This is a genomic window from Chromobacterium sp. IRSSSOUMB001 (assembly GCF_023507765.1).
Classification (GTDB): domain Bacteria; phylum Pseudomonadota; class Gammaproteobacteria; order Burkholderiales; family Chromobacteriaceae; genus Chromobacterium; species Chromobacterium haemolyticum.
Genome location: NZ_JALCYU010000023.1, coordinates 18,298 through 38,881 on the forward strand (window position 1 = coordinate 18,298; position 20,584 = coordinate 38,881).

The following is a 20,584-nucleotide window of genomic DNA, read 5'->3' on the forward strand; positions in this document are numbered from 1 at the left end:
CAGTTTGCGCGCCGTCAAACCGAAACTAATGAAAACAGTCTGCGGGCAGCTCGAGCCTTCGAGCCTGTTCAAAGCCTCGCCAACTAGAGTGAGACAAGGCGAAAGCGGCTAAAGAAAGCGCAATGGTCAAGTGGTACATGAGCATTTTGAACTTGCACTCACCGTGCAACGCTTCACGAAGCGCCGCAGACTTTGAACAGATTCTCAGGCGGTTTCCCGCATTTTCAACGCTTCCACGATGTCCACCGCCACAATGCGGCTGACGCCCTGTTCCTGCATGGTCACGCCCACCAGTTGTTCGGCCATTTCCATGGTCAGGCGGTTATGAGAAATATAGAGAAACTGGGTTCGCTCCGACATCTGCTTGACCAGATCGCAGAAACGGCTGGTATTGGCGTCATCCAGCGGCGCGTCCACCTCGTCCAGCAGGCAGAACGGCGCTGGGTTCAGCGAGAACAGCGAGAACACCAGGCTCATCGCAGTCAGCGCCTTTTCTCCGCCGGACAGCAGGTGAATCGTGCTGTTCTTCTTGCCCGGCGGCTGGGCGATGATCTGCACGCCGGCGTCCAGCAAGTCCTCGCCGGTCAGCACCAGCTCGGCGCGGCCGCCGCCAAACAGCGTGGGGAAAAACTCCCGCATCTTGGTGTTGACCGCATCGTAAGTGGCTTGCAGCATCTCGCGGGTTTCGCCGTCTATCTTGGCGATGGCCTCCTCCAGCGTGGCCATCGCCTGATTCAGGTCCTCGGACTGATTGGCCAGGTAGTCGCCGCGCTTCCGGGCCTCATCCAGTTCTTCCAGCGCGGCCAGGTTGACCGCGCCTAGGCCTTCCAGCGCGCGCGCCAGCCGCGCGATCTCGGCGGCCAGCGCGTTCGGCTTCACCGACTCGCTCAGATCGGCCATCAGCGCGGCTTCGTCGGCGCCGGCGCTGGCCAGTTCTTCGGCGAAACGCTCCATCGCCAGCCTCGCCTCCTGGTGCTTGAGCAACCAGTCCGAGCGCGCTTCGCGCAGCGCCGGCAAAGCGGCGTTGGCTTGCTGTTGTTGCTGGGTCAATTCGCGCAGCTTCTCGGTCAGGCCGTTGAGCCGGTCACGCACCGCGCCCAGGCTGTGCTCGCGCTGTTCGCGTTCGGCCAAGGCCAGTTGCAAGGCCTCTTCGGGCACCGCCTCCTCCACCGCCTCGGCTTCCTCGGCTAGAGTCTCCAAACGCTCGGCCAGTTGCTGATCGCGCTCATCCAGTTCGCGGCCTCTCCGCGTCAGCTCCGCCACCTTCTGCTCGGCGGTGCTCATTTCCAGCTTGATCTCGTGCAGCATGCGCTCGGCGTCGCGCGTCTTGTTGCGCGCCAACTGCAACCCCGTCTCGGCATTGAGCCGGTCGACTCGCATGTCTTCCAATTGCACCGTGAGTTCTTCCAGCGTCAACGCCGTCTCTTCGCCCAGCATTTCGGCTTCGGCGATGCTCTGGCGCGCCAATTCGCCCTCTTCGGCGATGCGCCGGCGCTCGGCCTCGATCGCCGCCAGCCGCGCCGCGCCCTGGCGCGCGGCCTGGTCCAGCTTGACGTGCTCCAGGGTCGCCGCGTTCAGCTCCGCCTCCAAACGGGTCAACGCGCCCTTTTGCGCCCGCACCGCCTCGGCCAGCATGCCGCCGCGGCTTTGCAATGATTCGCGGCGCCGCTGCAAGGCGTCGATTTCCGGCGACAAGGTCTCCAAGCGCGCCTGGGCCGCCTCCAACAACGCCTTGCGCGCCATCAGCCCGTCGCCGCCGGCTTCGGCGTGCAGGCACAGGCTGGCGGCGTAAACGCGGTGGCCTTCCGGCGTCAGCAGGCAAGCGCCGGTCGGCAATTGTTCGCGCAAGGCCAGTGCCTCGTCCAACGATCCGGCCAAGTAGACGCCGGCCAGCCAGTCTTGCAAGGCGGCCTGGAAGGGGTGGGCGGCTCGCACCTGTTGCAACAGCGTCGGCCACGAGCGCTCCGCTTCCCAGTCGCGTGCCGTCGCGCCGTCCGCCAACGCCAGCGCCGCCGGTGGCAATTCGCCGGACAGCGCGGCGGCGCGCGCAGCCAGGCGTTCGCCCAGCGCCGCTTCCAGCGCCGGCTGCCATTTAGGCTCCACCTGCAGGCTCTGCCACAACTGCGGCGCCTCGGCCAGGCCCCGGCGCTGCAGCCAGCCGTCCAATTGCTCGCTGGCCGCCTCGCGCGCCAGCATTCCGGCCAGCGCGGCGGCCTCGGCCTCGGCCCGCGCCTGTTCGCCGCGCAGCGCGGCCAGTTGTTCGTCCAGTTTTTCGCGCTCGGCGGCCAGGTCCGCCTGCTTGGCCTCGTCGGCCACCAGCCGGCCTCGCACCGTCTCCAGCGCGCCGCGCGCGCGTTCCACTTCGGCGGCGGCGGCTTGCTGCCGCTCTTGGTCCGGCAGATTCAAATCGCTCAGTTCTCGGCGCAACGCGTCTTCGCGGCCGGACAGCTGCTCCAGATTGCGACGCTCATGCTCGCCGTTCTGGCGCGCCAGGTCTCGATCCCGGCTGAGCTTGGCCTGCTGCGCGGTCAGCCCGTTCAACTGCTGCTCTATCGCGCGGTATTCCGCCTCGGCGGTGGGTAATTCGTCGGCGCCGTCTTCCAGCGTCATTTGCGCCTCTTCCAGCCTCATCTGCGCTTCTTCGCGCCGCGGCAGCCAGTCGTCCAGCTCAGCCTTCACTTGGCCGCGGCTTTCGGCCAGCACCTGACGCTCGGTGCGCACGGCACTCAGCTCTCGGTCGACGCGGGCGCGGTTTTGCTCTCGGTGGCGCTGCGCCTCTTCCAGCCGCGCCAGTTGGGCGTTGGCCTCGAACAAGCGCTGCTGCGCCTCGTGCACTTCGTCGCTGGCGGCGAAATGGCTTTCGCGAACGGTTTCGGACTCGGCCTCCACATGGGTGACCGCCGCTTCCAGCGCCGCTTCTTCGGTTTCAATGCGCGCCAGTTCCCCGCGCGCCGCCGCCTCGTTGCGCGCGGCCTCTTCCCGTCGCGCCAGAGCCAGCAGGTTTTGCTTATGGGTCAGCGCGCCGCGCAGATCGTGGTATTGGGCTGCCACCTCCGCCTGTTCGGACAAGCGCTCTACCTGCCGCTCCAGCTCTTGTCGCAAGTCGGCGATGCGTTCCAGATTGGCGCGGGTGTCCGCGATGCGGTGTTCAGTTTCGCGGCGGCGCTCCTTGTACTTGGACACGCCGGCGGCTTCTTCCAGATAGGCGCGCAGTTCTTCCGGCCGCGCCTCGATGATGCGGGAGATCATGCCCTGCTCAATCACCGCGTAACCGCGCGCGCCCACCCCGGTGCCTAGGAAAAGATCCGTGATGTCGCGGCGGCGCACTTGCTGGTTGTTGATGAAGTAGCTGGATTCGCCCTGGCGGGTCAGCACCCGCTTGATCGCCACCTCCGCGTACTGACCCCATGCGCCGGTGAGCGCGCCGTCGCCGTTGTCGAACACCAGTTCAACCGAAGCGCGGCTAACCGGCTTGCGCGTGGACGAGCCGTTGAAGATCACGTCCTGCATCGATTCGCCGCGCAGTTGCTTGGCCGAGGACTCGCCCAGCACCCAGCGCACCGCGTCTATCACATTGGACTTGCCGCAGCCATTGGGGCCGATCACCGCCACCAGTTGACCGGGCACGGCAATGCTGGTGGGATCGACGAATGACTTGAAACCGGCAAGCTTGATGTGGGTGAGACGCAAGATGTCCTCGCAATGGCTGGGCGAAAATCGGCATTTTAGCAGTTGCCCGCGCCGGCCGCGCGTCGCGCGCGGACCTGTTGCGCGTCGCGCAGCCGCATCTACCCAGACAGCCCACTTATGCCATAATGGCCGCATGGAACCGCTATCGTTGTCCAATCAATTCTTGATCGCCATGCCCAATATGGCGGACCCGCTGTTCTCTCGCTCGCTGGTCTTCGTCTGCGAGCATGGCGAGCACGGCGCCATGGGCCTGATCGTCAACAAGCCTTCCGGCATCGCCATGGCGCAGTTGTTCGATCAAATCGATCTGCCGCTGGACGGCGACTCGCTCCGCGCCGAGCCGATTTACTTCGGCGGCCCGGTGCAGCCGGACCGGGGCTTTGTGCTGCACATGCCGGTGGGCAATTGGCAATCCAGCCTGCTGGTCACCGACGACATCGCGCTGACCACATCCAAGGACGTGCTGATGGCGGTGTCCGAAAACCACAAGCAGCCGGACCGCATGCTGATCACGCTGGGTTATTCCGGCTGGAGCGCCGGTCAGCTGGAGCAGGAGATCGCCGACAACGGTTGGCTGACGGTGCCGGCGCAGCCGGACATCATCTTCGGCCTGCCCTGCGAGGAGCGCTACGACGCCGCGATGGCGCTGCTGGGCTTCGATCCTTCCCTATTGTCCACGGATGTCGGCCATGCCTGAAGGTTGCGCCTTGGCATTCGACTTCGGCGAGCGCCGCATTGGCGTCGCCGTCGGGGACACCCTGCTCGGCATTCCCCACCCGCTCATCACCATAGACACGGAAATCAACGACGCCCGCTTCGCCGCCATCGCCGCTTTAATCGCGGAATGGCGGCCGGCGCAGCTGGTGGTGGGGCTGCCGATGCACATCGACGGCACTGAACACCAGATGACGCAACTGGCGCGCCGCTTCGCCAACCGGCTCAAGGGCCGCTACGGTCTGCCGGTGTGGCTGGTGGACGAACGGCTGACCTCGGTGGTGGCCGAATCCATGCTTGAAGAAGCCGGCGTGCGCGGCCGCAAGCAGAAGCCGGCGCTGGATCAGGTAGCGGCCCAGGCCATTCTGCTGACCTGGTTCGAGCACCCCGGACAAGCCGTCTGACCCCATCATGAAATTCTCGCCGCAAGCCCGGGTTAGCGCGCTGATGCTGGCCTTTCTCGCCAGCCTTCTGGGCTTGATCGCGGTCTTGCTGACACCCAGCCATCAATTACGCGAATGGCGCAACGCGCCGGGCCACGTGGAGAGCAGCCGCATGCTGGTGGTGTCCAGCACCGAACACCCCGATCAACTTTACTGGCAGCCCCATGTGCAATACCTGTACACGGTGCGCGGCCAGGTCTACCACAGCGACCGGCTGTTCGCCGTCGACAACGCCCTGCCCGGCGACCGCAGCAACGCCGACGACCTGACGCGGCGCTTTCCCGCCGGCAAGGCGATCACCGTCTACTACAATCCGCGCAGCCCCGCTGAGTCCGTGCTGATCAAGGGCGGGGACAGCGATATCGGCAGCGCCAAATTCATCCTGGCGGCGCTGAGCGCGCTGTTCGGCTGGGCGCTGCTGTATCGGCTGCGGGCCAAGCTGCCGCTGCCGCGCCGGCGCGTTCACCGAGGCATCCGCGCCCCATGAGCGAAAAAGTCATCGCCCTGCTGGTCATCGCCATCGGCTTGGCCGTTTCCGTCTATCTTTGGCAGCAGTCCGTCAAAGCCCAGCAAGCCTCCGCCTGGCCCAGCGTCGTCGGCAAGATAGTCTCCAGCGAAGTGGACTGGCGCCATGCGCGCGGCGGCGACAGCTCGGATCGCAGGGAATACCGCGCCGTCGTACGCTATGAATACCACGTGGCCGGCCGTATCCACCGCGCCGAGCGGCTGCGCTTCCCCAATCCCGGCTACGGCAGCAGCGATCAACAAGCGCTCGAAATCGTTCAGCGCTACCCGGCGGGTCAGGTCGTACAAGTGTTCTACGACCCGCAAAATCCCGAAGAGGCTTGCCTGGAGCCGGGCAAGCACTGGTCGGCGTGGTTGGCGCAAGCCGTGGGCGCGCTCGTGGTCCTTATCGGCCTATGGCTGCTGCTGCGTTAAAACCGACCTCTCACCCCCTACTCACTGCTAAAACTGTCCACCCGGACATGTCATTACAAAGTCATTATTTATTACGCTAACGGTGGCTGTTTTAATTTTTGGCGTAAGCACTGACAAAAAATGACATTGCCGTCACAATGTCGCCCCAATCCCGGATTTCGAGCCATTGCCCCGATGACACGCGCGCTGTCGATACTCTTGCTGTGCCTGCTGTTAATGGGCGGCGCCGCTCATGCCGGCTTCCAGACCTTCAGCGAGCGGGACGCCGGCGCCTTTTGCAGCGCCGACGCCAGTCTCGGCATCAATCAAATATCCAGCCCCGGCTGGCAAGCGCGTTTCCAGCCGCTGCCCGACGGCAAACTGGCGCGCGGCTACGGCCACGACACCTGCTGGCTGCGGCTCCAGCTACATGATGTGCCGCCACGGCCCTGGCTGGAGCTGATCCCCAGCTATTTGGCCCGCTTAAGCTTATTCCAACCCCTGCCAGACGGCGGCTGGCGAAGACAGGACATCGGCTCCTGGCGGCCGATGTCCGCGATGGAGCTGCCGTTGATGGCCGCCAGCTTTTCCCTGCAGCCGAGCGAACAGACCGTGTTCGTCAAGATCCAGTCCCTGGCTCTGAACGCGCAGCCGCGCCTGTGGAGCGAGCCGGATCTGGTCGCCCACCACAACGAGCGCCTGCTGCAACTGGGCCTGATTTACGGCTATATGCTCACCATGGTGCTGATCGCGCTGGCGGCCTGGCTGATCACCCGCCAAGCGCAGCACGCCAAGCTGTTCGGCTACATCCTGGCGGTGGCCTGCCATCGATTCGCCACCGACGGCATGGCACGCCTGCTGCTGTTTCCGGAACAGCCCCAGATCGCGCTGCTGTGCAATTACGTCGGCCTGGGCGCCGCCGTCATGCTGGGCTGCGCCTATTTCGCCCATCTGCTGGAACTGAAGCGCGACTACCCCCGCACCTACCGGCTATACCAGCTGCAGGCCGCCGCCGGCGCCGCCACCGTGCTGTGCGCCTTGTTCTGGCCCTTTGGCCTCGCTTACAGCATTCCGGTCACGCTCTACGCCGTCATCTTCATCAATCTGCTGACCTTGCCGGTCTGCTGGCGTCTATGGCAACGCAACGATAGCGGCGACCGCCTGATCGCGCTGCACCTGCCCACCAATCTGGCGCTCAATATCCCCGCGCTGCTATTGCACCTGGGGCATATCCCCTATCAATCCTGGATCCAGGAATACGGCCGGCTGGCCGACCTGCCACCCATCACCCTGCTCTACATCGGTCTGTTCCTGCGCATGCGCACGCTGGAGCGCGAACGCATCGAGGCGCTGCACCAGGCCAGCCAGGCCCAGGCCGATAGCCTGCGCCAGCGGGAGGCGCGCGAGGAGCAGACCGATCTGCTGGCGATGATCACCCATGAAATCCGCACCCCGGTGGCCATCATTGACGCCGCCAGCAGCAGCTTGCGTCTACTGGAGGAGGACGCGCCGGAGCCGACCGTGCTCGCACAGCGTCAGGCCCGCCACGAGCGCATTCAGCGCGCGCTGCTGCGGATGCAGGAATTGATGCGGCTGGCCGAACAACACGGCCGAGCCGATGTGAGCGACGCCAGACTGCACGCGCAATCGCTGGACTTGCTGGAACTGACCCGCCACAGCCTGGAACAGCTGGACGCGGATGAGCAGCGGCGGTTCCAGCTGCAAATCGGCCAAGAGCGCATGCCGCTCTACGGAGACGCGCAGCTGCTGTCGGTGCTGTTGCAGAACCTGATGGAAAACGCCCTGAAATACGCGCACCCGGACACCCCCATTCAAATCGGCATCCGCCGCCAAGCCGACCGCGTCGTCTGGCAGATCAGCGACCACGGCCCCGGCATCGCACCGGGCCAGGAAGAAGCTATTTTCCAGCGTTTCACTCGGCTAGCGGAGACCAGCAACCGTCCCGGCCTGGGGCTAGGCCTCCATCTGGCGCGGCGCATCGCCGTTCAGCACGGCGGCGAACTGGGCCTGGACCCTGACTGGCCACACGGCGCTAGTTTCATCTTGTATCTACCGAAAGCCGCTCATGACGCATATAGCCTTGCTTGAAGACAATCCGGACCTGCGCGAAGAGTTGCTGTTCCAGCTCAAACGCTGTGGCTTTCAAGCCACCGGCCTGGCTTGCGGCCAGGAGTTGGAGCGGCACTTGGCCGAGCATCCCTGCCGCTTGCTGATTCTGGATCTGGGCTTGCCCGATATCGACGGCATGGCGCTCAGCCGGAGGCTGCGCGCCAGCCACCCCGGCCTGGGACAAGTCATGCTCACCGCGCGCGGCGCGCTGGACGACAAGGTTCAAGGCTTGCAGCAAGGCGCCGACGCCTATCTGGTCAAGCCCACGCCGCTGGCGGAACTGCTGGCCACGCTGGCCAGCGTGCTGCGGCGGCTGGAAGGCGACGCGGCGGAACGCGCCGACGGGTGGCGCTACCACGCCGCCAATCGCATGCTGACCGCGCCCAACGGCCAGCAGTTGCACCTGACCCACGCGGAGCACCAAGTGCTGAGCGCAATGCTGCGGCGCGCGCCGGAACCGGCGCACCGCCGCGAATTGGCGGAAGCGCTGGGCGCCAATTACCTACACTACGATGAGCGCCGGCTGGAAACCTTGATCAGCCGGCTGCGGCGCAAACTCAGCGGCATCGCGCCGCAGCACAATCCTATCCTGGCGGCCCGGGGCGTGGGCTATGGGTTCAGCGAGCCCTGCCAGCCGCTTTGAGCAGGCAAATAAAACGCGGCCCGGAATCGGGCCGCGCATGGGCGGGGTGAGAATGGACGCCGGCTCAACGGCTGCCGGATTTCTTGCTGTCTCTCTCCTGTTGCCTGGCTTCGCGCTCGGCGGCCCGGATGGCCGCCAACTCCTTGGCCCGCTTTTCCCACGCCAGCCATTCGGCCGGGCGTTCCAGCGTGATGCGGCCGATATTGCCGTCGCGAAAATCGGTCAGCACGATCTCAGCCGCCTTTTGCACATTGATCTTGCCGCCGGACTGCACCGCGCCGCGCTTGCGGCCTATCATTTCCAGCACCTGCCAGTCCTGCTGGCCGGCGATGTCGTCCAGCTTGTAGCGCGCCGTCAATTCCGGCGCATAGTGCTGGAGCAGATACTTGAGTAGCTCCAACGCCACTTCCTCCTCGTCCATCGCATTGCGGCCCACCGCGCCGCTGGCCGCCAAATTGTAGCCGCCCTCTTCCACCTCGATCTTGGGCCACAGCATGCCCGGGGTGTCGAACAACTCCACGTCGTCGGCCAGAATGATGCGCTGTTCGTTCTTGGTAACGCCCGGCATATTGCCGGTCTTGGCCACCTTGCGGCTGCTCATGCTGTTGATCAGCGTGGATTTGCCAACGTTGGGGATGCCGCAGATCAACACCCGCAGCGGCTTTTCCAGGCCGCCGCGCGTCGGCGCCAGCTCGCGGCAGGCCGCCACCAGCTTCTGAGCGGGAGCGCGTTCGCCGGCGTCCATGCCCAGCGCCTGGGTGTTCTTCTTGGCGCGATACCATTCCAGCCACTGCAAAGTGGCGGCGGCGTCGGCCAGATCCTGCTTGTTCAGAATCATCAGCCGCGGCTTGCCCTTGGCCATGCGCGCCAGCATGGGATTGGCGCTGGAAGCCGGCAGCCGCGCGTCCAGCATTTCAATGACCACGTCGATGTCTTTCAATCGCTCGGCCACATCCTTGCGGGCCTTGTTCATATGGCCGGGGAACCATTGGATTGCCATGCTTCTAGCGCTTTCTTATCGGATCAAGTAGATAGGTTAGACCATTATGGTCCAGCTCCTGCATCAATTGCAGCAGGCGGCCAATTTCGCCGGGGGGAAATCCTTCGCGGGCGAACCAGTTCAGATAGTTGCCGGGCAGATCGCAGATCAGCGTGCCCTTGTGTTTGCCAAACGGCATGGCCCGGGTCACCAGGCTTTGCAAATCATCGGCTTGCATTGCGGCTCCCTTCAAGCAAGTTGCGCATTGTGCCAAAACCGCGGCGCTCTGACCATGCCCGTTGCCCGGCTCCGGCTTGACATGGCGCAAACGCGGGCGCGGTTTAACTGGGGACGAGCAGGCACGGGGTTTAGCATGTAGGCGGCCTTCAAAAACCAGCGGCGTTCGCCGCCCATTTTCCGGTTCGCGCAGAACCCTTGCGGGCGCCGGGCATCATCCATGTCCGCGCCCGTCTTTTTTACCGCTTTACTCCGGCATCGGCTTGCCGTCGTTGAAATTCAGGAAACCGCGCACGATGCGGTAGACGTACCACACCCAAGTGACGCCCAGGATCACGAAGCCCACCAGGATCCAGGCCAGCGCCACGCCCAGCACAGTGCCGAGCAAGGCCCACCAGAAAGTGCGGATCTGCCAGTTGAAATGGCTCTCATAGCGCGTGCCGCGCACATCGTCGCGCTTGACGTAGTTGATGATCACCGCCACCAAACCTGTCAGGCCGACAAACAGGCTGATTGCCTGCAGGATATAGACCACAAGGGTCAGATTATTCAGTTTGCGTTCGTCTTCTTGCGTAATCACGTCCATCGACATCATGCCTCCCCGGCTTAAATTTCATGCGAAACAATTAACAAGATACCCTAGCCAGCAGCGCTTGCAAGCGCTGCTCGCAATGCCGCGTCAACGCCGCCTCCGCTCTGCCGCCGGCCAAAGCCAGCGCCACTTCGGCGCTGCGGCTCCAGGCTTGCAGGCAGGATTCGCCGCCGGCGTCCGCCACCAGGATGGGCAGCGCCGGCGCAAACGGCTGGCCGGTCTGTTCCGACCACGCGCGGCAGCGACGGTTCGCCAGATCCAGCAGGGAAAAGCTCTCCGCCGTCACCAACACATGGCTGAGACCCAGCAGCAGAATGCGCGCCGCCAGCCAATCCGCGGCGTCGGCCAGCCGCGCCGAGGTCTCCCCGCTCCGTTCGCGCCAGCGTTGCGCCGCCAGCAGCATGGCCATCGCGCGCAGTTGCGGCAAGCGGCTTTCCAGCACGCCGCCGTCGCGTCGCGCGGCGGCCATCCACGCGGCGTCCGGCGCCGGATGGTTGGCGTAGCGTTCGCCGTCGGTCAACACTCTCACCGGCACGGCGTCGCAAGGACATAGCAGGGACCAAGACTGGCGCGCGATTTGCGCGGCATCGCTGACTTCATTCATGGAACGGACCTCCTAGGGGTCTGGCCTGGCTTCCGGAGGTCATGTATTTCGGGGAGGAAAAACAAATGCCGCCGGTAGCGCGGCGGCATTTATCGGGAATCTTTACTAGTGCTGGATCAATCTTTCAGTTCACAGCCATCCCTTGGCGCCGCCGGTGTGCGGTACCAATAAAAATAGCTGTTGAAGAAGGCGAAAGATTGAGTCATGTCGTCCATGCTGCCAATAATCGGCCCGGCTTGTCAAGAAAAACCCCGGAGCGCGCTCCGGGGTTTCGCCAAATCATCCCGTTTACATATTGGGATAGTTGGGGCCGCCGCCGCCTTCCGGCGTGGTCCAGACGATGTTCTGGCTTGGGTCCTTGATGTCGCAGGTCTTGCAATGCACGCAGTTCTGCGCATTGATCTGCAAGCGCGGCTCGCCTTCTTCGCGGCCGACGATTTCGTAAACGCCGGCCGGGCAGTAACGCTGTTCCGGCGCATCGTACTTGGCCAGATTGAACGCCACCGGCACGCTGGCGTCCTTCAGCTTCAAATGCGGCGGCTGGTCCTCGCCGTGATTGGTGTTGGAGATGAACACCGAGGACAGGCGGTCGAAGGTCAGCACCCCGTCCGGCTTGGGATAGGCGATGGGCGCGCACTCGTCGGCCGGCTTCAGGCTTTGATGGTCGGCCTGGTGATGGCGCAGCGTCCACGGTGCCTTGCCGCGGAACAGGAAGGTGTCCAGCGCCGAATAAATCATCGCCGGCCACAGGCCCCAGCGGAACGACGGCCGGATATTGCGCACTCGGTGCAACTCCTCATGCAGCCAGCTCTGCTTGAACTTCTCGCTATAGGCGCTGGCTTCGCGCGCGGGCTGCTCCTGGCCCAGCAGTTCGAACACCGCTTCCGCCGCCAGCATCGCCGACTGCATCGCGGTGTGCGTGCCCTTGATCTTGGGCACGTTGAGGAAGCCGGCGGTGTCGCCCACCAGCAAGCCGCCGGGGAAAGTCAGGCGCGGCAGGCTTTGCAAGCCGCCCTCGGTCAGCGCGCGCGCGCCGTAGGACAGGCGGCGGCCACCCTCGAACACCTTGCGGATGGCCGGATGGGTCTTGAAGCGCTGGAATTCCTCGAACGGCGACAGGTAGGGGTTCTGGTAATCCAGGCCGATGACGAAGCCCACCACCACTTGGTTGTTCTCCAAGTGGTACATGAAGGAGCCGCCGTAGGTGGCCGTGTCCACCGGCCAGCCCACGGTATGGGTGATGCTGCCCGGCTGGTGCAGTTCCGGCTTCACTTCCCACAACTCCTTGATGCCGATGCCGTAGGTTTGCGGATCGGCGCCGTCGTGCAGGCGGAAACGCTCAAACAAGGCCTTGGTCAACGAGCCCCTACAGCCTTCGGCGAAGATGGTCTGCTTGGCCCATAGCTCCATGCCGGGCTGCCAGGCGTCGGTCTTTTCGCCGTCCTTGCCGATGCCCATGTCGCCGGTGGCCACGCCCTTGACCGAGCCGTCCTCGTGATAAAGCACTTCGGCGGCGGCGAAGCCGGGGTAGATTTCCACGCCCAGTTCCTCGGCCTGCTGGCCGAGCCAGCGACAGAAATTGCCGAGGCTGACGATGTAGTTGCCGTGGTTGTGCATCTGCGGCGGCGTCGGCAGCTGGATGGATTCGGTCTCAGTCAGCAGCAGGAAGCGGTCGGACTTGGCCTCGGTGTTCAGCGGCGCGCCTTTTTCCTTCCAGTCCGGAATCAGCTCATTGAGCACTCGCGGTTCGATCACCGCGCCGGACAAGATGTGCGCGCCGATTTCCGAGCCCTTCTCCAATAGACAGACGCTGACCTCCCGGCCCTGCTCCGCCGCCAGTTGCTTCAGGCGAATCGCCGCGGTCAGCCCGGAGGGGCCGCCGCCGACGATCACCACATCGTATTCCATGTAATCGCGTTCCACTGCATCTCCTTAATCGCGCGCCGGGTTCAAAAGCCCCGCTACCGCATGCATGTTGCATGGCGCGCGATCAAAAATCAAACAACCGTTTAAAAACTGTCAGACGCCCGACCGTCGCCCGCGCGTCTGACTTCAATCTGTAAGGGCTCGCCCTGTTGCAAATGCACATCGCGCTGCGGAAAAGGCAGCTCGATGCCGGCCTTGGCCAGCGCGCCGTCTATCATGTGGCGCAAGTCGCTGGCCACCTGCACGGAGTCGGCGTCGCCGATGTCCAGCCAGTATTCCAGTTCAAACTCCAGCGCGTCGACGCCGAAGTTGCTGAACAGCACCCGAGGCGGCGGTTCCTTGAGCACCAGGCCATGACGCTCCGCCTCCGCCAGCAACAGATTGCACACCTCGCGCGGCGGGCTGCCGTAAGCCACGCCGATGGCTATTTTCCGGCGAATTCGCCGGTTGCTGTACGTCCAGTTGGTCACCGCGCTCTCCACGAAGGTGGAGTTGGGGATCAGCGTTTCGATGCCGTCGCCGGCGCGCACCACCGAAGAGCGCAGCCCTATGCTGCTGACGGTGCCGCTGATGCCGCCGACCTGAACGAAATCGCCCACTTTCAGCGGCCGTTCCACCAGCAGCATCACGCCGCTGATCAGGTTCTTCAGCAGGTTCTGAGTGCCGAAGCCGATGCCGATCGCCAAGGCGCCGCCCAGGAAGGCGAACACCGTCAGCGGAATCTTGACCAGATTAAGCGCGAACACCACCAGCAGAGCGATCACGCAGACATAACTCCAACGCCACCAGATATTGGCGGCGGCTTCGCTCACGCCCAAGCGATGCGTGGCCAAGCGCCGCAAAGCGCGCAGCAACGCAGTGCTGGCGGCGTAGCCTATCAGCAGCACCAGGATGGCGCCCAGACTCTTGCCGATGGTCACGCTGCGGGTGGCCTGCACTTTCTGGCCGTTGATTTCCACGCTGTCGTCGGCGCTGAACAGCTCATAATTCCACAGCGCCCGCGACGCCTGCAACACGCGCTCGCTTAGCCGACGGGACACCTCCTGCGGCGTGCCCTCCGCCGGCGCGCCGACATCGAACTCCTGCTGCAGCAGCAGAATGCCGGTCAAAGCCGCCTGCACCGGCTGCTGAGCGGCGTTGACGATGTCCAGCCGCTGGCGCAGCAGTTGCAGCATGGCCAGCGCGTGGCCGCTGCCGCGGTCCAGACCGATCTCATGCTGCACGTCCGCCATCTTGGCCATCGTCAGCTCGGCCTCTTTTTGCAGATAGTCGCGCACCGCGCCCAACTCCTCGCCGGCCTGGCGGCTGGCGCTGGCCACTTCGGCCAGGTTGGCCGCCTTGCCGGCGTACAGCTGGTAGCGGTATTCCCAAATGCCGCCTTCCTGTGAGTTGGCCTCTTGTCGGATGCGCGTCAGTTGCACCGCGAGGTCGCTATTGTCCAGAGCCTGGCGTTGCTCGACTGTGCGCTGGGTCAAATCCTGTAGCAGGGCAGCCTGCGCCGGCGCGTCCTTTTTAAGCTTCAACGCGGCCAGCTGCCTCTCCAACTCCTCCAACTCGGCCTTAACCCGGCGGCGGCGCTGCTCATGCGCGCCCATTTCCCGCTCCAGCCGCAGGCGTTCCTCTCCCAGCCGCCGTTGCACCCCGTCCAGCTCGGCCGGCTGAAAGCGGACCTGTTTGCCGATGCCGTCCAGTTGCTTGCGCCAGAGCTCCAGCTGCGCCTGCAACGTTTGTTGGCGGATGCGCAGCACCTGTCCCAAGGCATCGAACTGCAGCAACTCCGACGCGCTGATGTCGCGACGCCAACGCGCGCCGTCCATCTTCCAGCGCAGCGCCTCGGCCTCTCCGGCCGCCGCGCCCTCCAACTGTTCCCGCGCCTGGCGCAAGCTCACTTCATTAAGCTTGAGGCTGTTGCGCATCGCCTCCTGCATCTGCGACAGCATCAGTTGCTGAGCCTGCTGGGTCTCTTTCTCCCAGCCTCCAGTCTGCAAGCGGCTGCGCAAGCCTTCCACCAAGGACACCGGATAAGGGCCGGCTTGCGCGAAGCCGCTCCAGTTCCGTAAAGCCTCCTCGGCCTCGGCTTGCTGCCTCAGCCGCTGATCGCGTTCGCCCGCGAGATCCAGCTGCCAGGCGTAGGACGCCACCAGACGCTCCAGCAAGGCACGACGAAACAACAGCTCTCCCGGCGTCACGCCGGCCGGCAGCTTGTCCAGCTTGATGGTTTCCAATTGATCCAGCGCCTGCTGCGCCTCGGCCAGCTTGTCCGTCAGGCTGACAGCGGGCGCCGAAGCCGCCTGCTTCGCCGCGGGCTTGGGCATTGTCGGCAGAGCCGCGTAAGCCGCGGAGCTCGACAAAAACCCGGCAAGCAGACAACAGGCGAAAATGAAGCGGCTCTTCACGCTAGGCATTTCATTCAACATGACGGTGGACCTTGCCCTGGCGCAGACCGCCGGCGGCAACTCGACGGCGCATTTTCGCACGAATCCGCGCGCGACACCCAGACGCCAAAAATGCCAAAAGCATTTCAATGCATCAGATCACGCCCGCGCCGCGCAAACGGGCGATAGCCTCGGCGTCGTAACCGGCCTGCTCCAGCAAGGCGTCGGTGTGCTGCCCCAGCCGGGGCGGCGCGTCGCGATATTGAGGCGGCGTGTCCGACAGTTTGATCGGGCAGGCCACCAGAGGCACCGCCTCGCCGTCCAAACCCGGCAGTTCAATCTGCATCCGCCGGTGCCGGATTTGCGGGTCGGCGAAGGCCTCGTCCACGGTGTTGATCGGCCCGCAGGGGACGCCCGCCTGGTCCAGTTGCGCCAGCCAGGCATCGCGCGGCTGGGCCAAGAAGCCGGCGGTCAAGAAGGGCACCAACACGTCCCGGTGCGCGACGCGCTGCGGATTGCTGGCGAAGCGGGGATCGTCGGCCAATTCCGGGCGGCCAATCAGTTCGCACACCGAGCGGAACTGCCGGTCGTTGCCGCAGGCCAGGATGAAGTGGCCGTCGCCGGCGCACTTGAACACCTGATAGGGCACGATATTGGGATGGGCGTTGCCCAGGCGCGGCGGCACCCCGCCGCCCACCAGCCAGTTCATGTTGACGTTGGCCAGCATCGCCAGCGCGCAGTCGAACAAAGCCATGTCGATATGCTGACCGCGGCCGCTGCCTTGCCTCGCCCACAAGGCGGCCTGAATCGCGTTGGCGGCGTAGAGCCCGGTGAACAGATCGGTGACCGCCACCCCCACCTTGTGGGGTTCGCCGTCGGCCGGACCGGTAATGCTCATCAACCCGGACATGCCCTGCACGATGTAGTCGTAGCCGGCCATCTGCGCGTACGGTCCGTCCTGACCGAAGCCGGTGACCGAGCAGTACACCAGCCGCGGGTTGAGTTCGGCCAGGCTGGCGTAGTCCAGCCCGTACTTGGCCAGCCCGCCCACCTTGTAGTTTTCGATCAGCACGTCGGCGTCGGCGGCCAGCCGGCGGACGATCTCCTGCCCCTCCGGCTTGGCGATGTCCACGGTCAGCGATTTCTTGCCGCGGTTGGCGCACAGAAAATAGGCGGCGGTGCCGTCCGGCAGGCTGGGTGGCGCCCATTGCCGGGTATCGTCGCCGCAGCCCGGGCGCTCCACCTTGATCACTTCCGCGCCCAGATCGGCCAGCAACTGGCCGGTCCACGGCCCGGCCAATACCCTGGACAAATCCAATACCTTGATGCCTTCCAGCGCGCCCGTCATCTGCGTCTCCCGATACATCGGTCCATCGAAAAAAAGCGGCCCGGCAAGCCGGGCCTCCAAGGACAGACAGGAATAACGGCGCGGCCGGCCTCCCGGCCGCGCCGGCTTATCAGGCGAACGCCTGAATACCGGTCTGGGCTCGGCCCAGAATCAAGGCATGCACATCGTGCGTGCCTTCGTAAGTGTTGACCGCCTCCAGATTCATCACATGGCGGATTACGTGGAATTCGTCGGCGATGCCGTTGCCGCCATGCATGTCGCGCGACAGCCGGGCGATGTCCAGCGCCTTGCCGCAGTTGTTGCGCTTGATCAGCGAGATCATTTCCGGCGCGGCCTTGCCCTCGTCCATCAAACGTCCCACGCGCAGCGCGGCGTGCAGGCCCAGCGCGATTTCAGTCTGCATATTGGCCAGCTTCAGCTGGATCAGTTGGTTGGCGGCCAGCGGGCGGCCAAACTGCTTGCGGTCCAGCGTGTACTGACGCGCCGCGTGCCAGCAGAATTCGGCGGCGCCCAGCGCCCCCCAGGCGATGCCGTAGCGCGCCTTGTTCAGGCAGCCAAACGGCCCTTTCAAGCCCTTGACGCCCGGCAGGATGGCGTCTTCCGGCACCAGCACATCGTCCATCACGATCTCGCCGGTGATGGAGGCGCGCAGCGAAAACTTGCCGTGGATCTTGGGCGCGGATAGACCCGCCATGCCTTTTTCCAACACGAAGCCGCGGATTTCGTCCTCGTCGTCCTTGGCCCAAACCACAAACACATCGGCCTGCGGACTGTTGGTGATCCACATCTTGCTGCCGTTGAGCAGATAGCCGCCATCCACTTTGCGCGCCCGCGTCTTCATGCTGGCCGGGTCCGAGCCGGAGTCTGGCTCGGTCAGGCCAAAACAGCCCAGCCATTCGCCGCTGGCCAATCGCGGCAGGTATTTGTCTTTCTGCGCGTCCGAGCCGTAAGCCCAGATCGGGTGCATCACCAGGCTGGATTGCACGCTCATCGCCGAACGATAGCCGGAATCCACCCGCTCCACCTCGCGCGCCACCAGGCCGTAGGCCACGTGGCTGAGGCCTGCGCAGCCATAACCTTCGATAGTGCAACCCAGCAGGCCGAGCTCGCCCATCTCGTTGATGATTTCGCGGTCGAAGCGTTCTTCGCGGTTGGCGCTCAACACCCGCGGAAACAGCTTGTCCTGACAGTAGTCATGGGCGCTCTGCTGCACCATGCGTTCTTCTTCGCTCAGGCATTCCGCCAAAAGCAAAGGATCGTCCCAACTGAACGGCGCGCGACTGGAAGGGGCTGCCATAAGTTCTGTCTCCGCGTTAACTTGTTCCGCATTGCGGAATTTGGTTTCACATTGCAGAATAGACTAATCGCCGTCTGGACGGATGTAAAGCGTTTTTGCGAAACTCGACGCCCGCCCGCAGCGCGCAACCCAAGCGGAGGCTCACCAAACAAGATGGATGCAATGGATTTGGAAACAGATAAGGACCGGTTGTTCGTCACCGCGCTGGCGCGCGGGCTGGAAGTACTGGCGGCGTTTCGCCCTGGCGAGCTGGCGCTGTCCAACCAGGAGCTGGCCAAACGCACCGGCCTGCCCAAATCAACAGTGTCGCGTTTGAGCTACACCTTAACCCGGCTGGGCTATCTGGCCCAGGACGAGGCCAGCGGCCACTACCGGCTAGGGCTGGCTGTGCTGGCTTTGGGCTCCACTGTCCTGGCCAGCTACGACATCCGCCAGATCGCCGGACCGCTGATGCGCGAGTTCGCGCTGGAACAGGGCATGTCCATCAGCCTGGCGCTGCGCGACGGCAGCGATATGGTCTATCTGGAGACCTGCCGCAGCCCGGCGCGCATCTCGGTGCAGCTGACCGTGGGCTCTCGGGTACCGCTGGCCACCACCGCCATAGGCCGCGCTTATTACGCCGGCTTGCCGGAGACTGAGCAACTCAAGCTGCAGCCGGTGCTGGCCGCGCGCTACGGCGCGGAATGGGGGGAAATCAGCACGCGCTTGGAGGAGGCCCGCCAAGACTATCTGCACCAAGGCTATTCCGCGTCCTTTGGAGAGTACGAACCGGATGTGATGGCGGTGGGCGTGCACTTGGCCGTGCCCGGCCAGCCGGCGATGGCGCTGAACGCCAGCGGCCCGGCCTTCGCCTTGCACGAAAGCGCGATGCGCGAACGCATCGCGCCGGCCTTGAAGGCCTTGCGTCAGCGGCTGGCACCGCTGGGCTAAGAACCTGTTTACGATTGGCTGTGCGTCGTGGAGCGTTGCACGGTGAGTACGGCTTCGAAATGCTCATGTACCGTGTGTACACTCCGCTTTCTCAGCCGTTTTCGCCTTGTCCCGCCTTAGCTCGCGAGATCGTAAACACGTTCTAAGCGCGCGAGACCGTTCGCCGGGTTCAAGCGGACTGGATGTAATGGACCAGGTGATTGATCACCTGCTCCTGCTCCTCGATGGTGGCGCGGACCAAGTCGCCAATGGACAACATGCCCATCACATCGCTGCCTTCCAGCACCGGCAGGTGGCGTATGCGCTTTTCCGTCATCAGGCCCATACAGTCGTCCAGCGTCTGGCTGGGCGTCACGTAGACCACGCGGCTGGTCATGATGTCGCGCACCTTGGTGCCGGCGGAAGTGCGTCCCTGTAATACGATGCGCCGCGCGTAATCGCGCTCGGAGAAGATGCCGACGATGCCGCCCTCCTCCATCACCAGCACCGCTCCAATGTCGTTTTCCGCCATCACCTGCAAAGCCTGGAACACCGTGCTCTCCGGGTTCACATAGACCAAGGCGCGGTTTGGCTTGCTGTCCAACAACTGTCTTACCGTTTGCATGCATGTCCCCTTTCAAACCGGCAATCCGGCCGTTCCCGTGGCCCTCTCCCACCGCCAGACGACGCGGACGAGCGCCTACCAATCCACTATAGCGCAGGCTGCGGCGCCTCGGTAAGCACGCAAGCCTGCCGGCCATCCCCAGGTCGAGACCTCGCGGCTCGTCAGGCCCGGATCATGGTGCCGACGCCCGCGTCGGTCAGGATCTCCAGCAACAGCGCGTGCGGCACGCGGCCATCGATGATGTGCACCGCGTTGACGCCGTTGCGCGCCGCGTCCAGCGCCGAGCTGATCTTGGGCAGCATGCCGCCATGTATGGTGCCGTCGGCGAACAAGCCGTCCACTTGCTGCGCGGACAAGCCGGTCAACAGCTTGCCGTTCTTGTCCAGCACGCCCGGGGTATTGGTCATCAACACCAGCTTTTCCGCGCTCAGAGTCTCCGCCAGCTTGCCGGCTACCAGGTCGGCGTTGATATTGTAGGCTTCGCCGTCTTCGCCGACGCCTATGGGCGCCACCACCGGGATGAAATCCTGGCTGTCCAGCAAAGACACCAGCGACGGATCGATGCCGGAGATTTCACCCACCTGGCCGATGTCGATCTCGTCGTCGGTTTCGGATTTCAGATACATCTTGCTGGCGCGGATGAAGTGGCCGTCCTTGCCGGTCAGGCCAACGGCCTTGCCGCCGTGCTTGTTGATCAGCGAGACGATTTCCTTGTTCACCAGGCCGCCCAGCACCATTTCCACCAAATCCATGGTGTCCGAGTCGGTCACGCGCATGCCCTGAATGAACTCGCCTTGCTTGCCTACGCGGTTCAACAGTTCGTTGATCTGCGGGCCGCCTCCATGCACCACTACCGGGTTGATGCCCACCAGCTTGAGCAAAACCACGTCCTTGGCGAAACCCTCTTTCAAAGCCGCGTCGGTCATGGCGTTGCCGCCGTACTTGATGACAAGGGTCTTGCCGGCGAAACGGCGGATATAGGGCAGGGCTTCGGCAAGAATCAGGGCTTTTTCTGCTGCATCGGTCGGCACGGCGTTCTCCATGGTTGCGCCGGGCCGTTGCCGGGCCGGCGATATGACGGTTCTGACCTGATGGTCTGATCTGTTGCATTTTAATCAAGCCGGTTAATGAACTGTAATTTATTAATTGCAGAA

General features: G+C 64.2%; 18 protein-coding genes. 7 read left to right on the top strand and 11 right to left on the bottom strand.

Going from position 1 to position 20,584, the window contains the following annotated elements; genetic code table 11:
• Window positions 1-204: 204 nt before the first annotated feature.
• The gene (gene smc, locus MOV80_RS21900) at window positions 205-3,690 is read right to left on the bottom strand and encodes a chromosome segregation protein SMC (protein WP_118266548.1); all 3,486 of its coding nucleotides are present in this window, start codon (window positions 3,688-3,690) and stop codon (window positions 205-207) included.
• A gap of 133 nt (window positions 3,691-3,823) precedes the next feature.
• Here smc and MOV80_RS21905 point away from each other — a divergent pair, with 133 nt between their 5' ends.
• From MOV80_RS21905 to MOV80_RS21930, 6 genes are all read left to right on the top strand, one after another.
• On the top strand, window positions 3,824-4,387 hold the full coding sequence (locus MOV80_RS21905) for a YqgE/AlgH family protein (RefSeq protein WP_043594153.1): 564 nt from the start codon (window positions 3,824-3,826) through the stop codon (window positions 4,385-4,387).
• A complete protein-coding gene (gene ruvX, locus MOV80_RS21910; RefSeq protein ID WP_043594155.1) occupies window positions 4,371-4,808 on the top strand; it encodes a Holliday junction resolvase RuvX in 438 nt (145 codons plus the stop codon). The genes MOV80_RS21905 and ruvX overlap by 17 nt, the downstream gene beginning before the upstream one ends.
• A gap of 7 nt (window positions 4,809-4,815) precedes the next feature.
• On the top strand, window positions 4,816-5,334 hold the full coding sequence (locus MOV80_RS21915; RefSeq protein ID WP_081575527.1) for a DUF3592 domain-containing protein: 519 nt from the start codon (window positions 4,816-4,818) through the stop codon (window positions 5,332-5,334).
• Entirely contained in the window at window positions 5,331-5,786 is a 456-nt protein-coding gene (locus tag MOV80_RS21920; protein WP_043594158.1) for a DUF3592 domain-containing protein, read from the top strand. Before MOV80_RS21915 ends, MOV80_RS21920 begins: the two co-directional genes overlap by 4 nt.
• A gap of 174 nt (window positions 5,787-5,960) precedes the next feature.
• Window positions 5,961-7,874, top strand: coding sequence for an ATP-binding protein (locus tag MOV80_RS21925; protein WP_043594159.1), 1,914 nt, complete (start codon window positions 5,961-5,963; stop codon window positions 7,872-7,874).
• Window positions 7,852-8,538, top strand: coding sequence for a response regulator transcription factor (locus MOV80_RS21930; RefSeq protein ID WP_249605485.1), 687 nt, complete (start codon window positions 7,852-7,854; stop codon window positions 8,536-8,538). The genes MOV80_RS21925 and MOV80_RS21930 overlap by 23 nt, the downstream gene beginning before the upstream one ends.
• Window positions 8,539-8,602: 64 nt before the next feature.
• Here MOV80_RS21930 and ylqF read toward each other — a convergent pair whose 3' ends face one another.
• The 8 genes from ylqF to MOV80_RS21970 all read right to left on the bottom strand — a co-directional run bounded on the left by ylqF (window position 8,603) and on the right by MOV80_RS21970 (window position 17,896).
• Window positions 8,603-9,538, bottom strand: coding sequence for a ribosome biogenesis GTPase YlqF (ylqF, locus tag MOV80_RS21935; protein ID WP_039754268.1), 936 nt, complete (start codon window positions 9,536-9,538; stop codon window positions 8,603-8,605).
• Window positions 9,539-9,542: 4 nt separating this feature from the next.
• Window positions 9,543-9,755, bottom strand: coding sequence for a DUF3820 family protein (locus tag MOV80_RS21940; protein ID WP_019100859.1), 213 nt, complete (start codon window positions 9,753-9,755; stop codon window positions 9,543-9,545).
• 246 nt (window positions 9,756-10,001) lie between these two features.
• Window positions 10,002-10,340, bottom strand: a complete 339-nt coding sequence (locus tag MOV80_RS21945; RefSeq protein WP_039754276.1) for a DUF4870 domain-containing protein — start codon at window positions 10,338-10,340, stop codon at window positions 10,002-10,004.
• A 40-nt stretch (window positions 10,341-10,380) separates the two neighbouring features.
• Window positions 10,381-10,950, bottom strand: coding sequence for a hypothetical protein (locus MOV80_RS21950; protein WP_019100861.1), 570 nt, complete (start codon window positions 10,948-10,950; stop codon window positions 10,381-10,383).
• Window positions 10,951-11,238: 288 nt separating this feature from the next.
• Window positions 11,239-12,858, bottom strand: a complete 1,620-nt coding sequence (locus tag MOV80_RS21955) for an electron transfer flavoprotein-ubiquinone oxidoreductase (RefSeq protein WP_118268586.1) — start codon at window positions 12,856-12,858, stop codon at window positions 11,239-11,241.
• A gap of 101 nt (window positions 12,859-12,959) precedes the next feature.
• Window positions 12,960-15,191, bottom strand: a complete 2,232-nt coding sequence (locus tag MOV80_RS21960) for a mechanosensitive ion channel domain-containing protein (protein ID WP_162896973.1) — start codon at window positions 15,189-15,191, stop codon at window positions 12,960-12,962.
• Between the two features lie 214 nt (window positions 15,192-15,405).
• Window positions 15,406-16,599: a CaiB/BaiF CoA-transferase family protein gene (locus tag MOV80_RS21965; protein WP_118266544.1), complete on the bottom strand. Its 1,194-nt coding sequence runs from the start codon at window positions 16,597-16,599 to the stop codon at window positions 15,406-15,408.
• A 109-nt stretch (window positions 16,600-16,708) separates the two neighbouring features.
• Entirely contained in the window at window positions 16,709-17,896 is a 1,188-nt protein-coding gene (locus MOV80_RS21970) for an acyl-CoA dehydrogenase (protein ID WP_043594164.1), read from the bottom strand.
• A 162-nt stretch (window positions 17,897-18,058) separates the two neighbouring features.
• Between MOV80_RS21970 and MOV80_RS21975 the strand changes: the two genes are divergently transcribed.
• Window positions 18,059-18,826, top strand: a complete 768-nt coding sequence (locus tag MOV80_RS21975) for an IclR family transcriptional regulator (protein WP_043594167.1) — start codon at window positions 18,059-18,061, stop codon at window positions 18,824-18,826.
• Window positions 18,827-18,995: 169 nt separating this feature from the next.
• Here MOV80_RS21975 and MOV80_RS21980 read toward each other — a convergent pair whose 3' ends face one another.
• Together MOV80_RS21980 and argB are read right to left on the bottom strand one after the other, a co-directional pair.
• Complete coding sequence (locus tag MOV80_RS21980) at window positions 18,996-19,430, bottom strand: CBS domain-containing protein (RefSeq protein WP_019100867.1); 435 nt, start codon at window positions 19,428-19,430, stop codon at window positions 18,996-18,998.
• 161 nt (window positions 19,431-19,591) lie between these two features.
• On the bottom strand, window positions 19,592-20,473 hold the full coding sequence (argB, locus tag MOV80_RS21985) for an acetylglutamate kinase (protein WP_118266542.1): 882 nt from the start codon (window positions 20,471-20,473) through the stop codon (window positions 19,592-19,594).
• Between the last annotated feature and the right edge of the window lie 111 nt (window positions 20,474-20,584).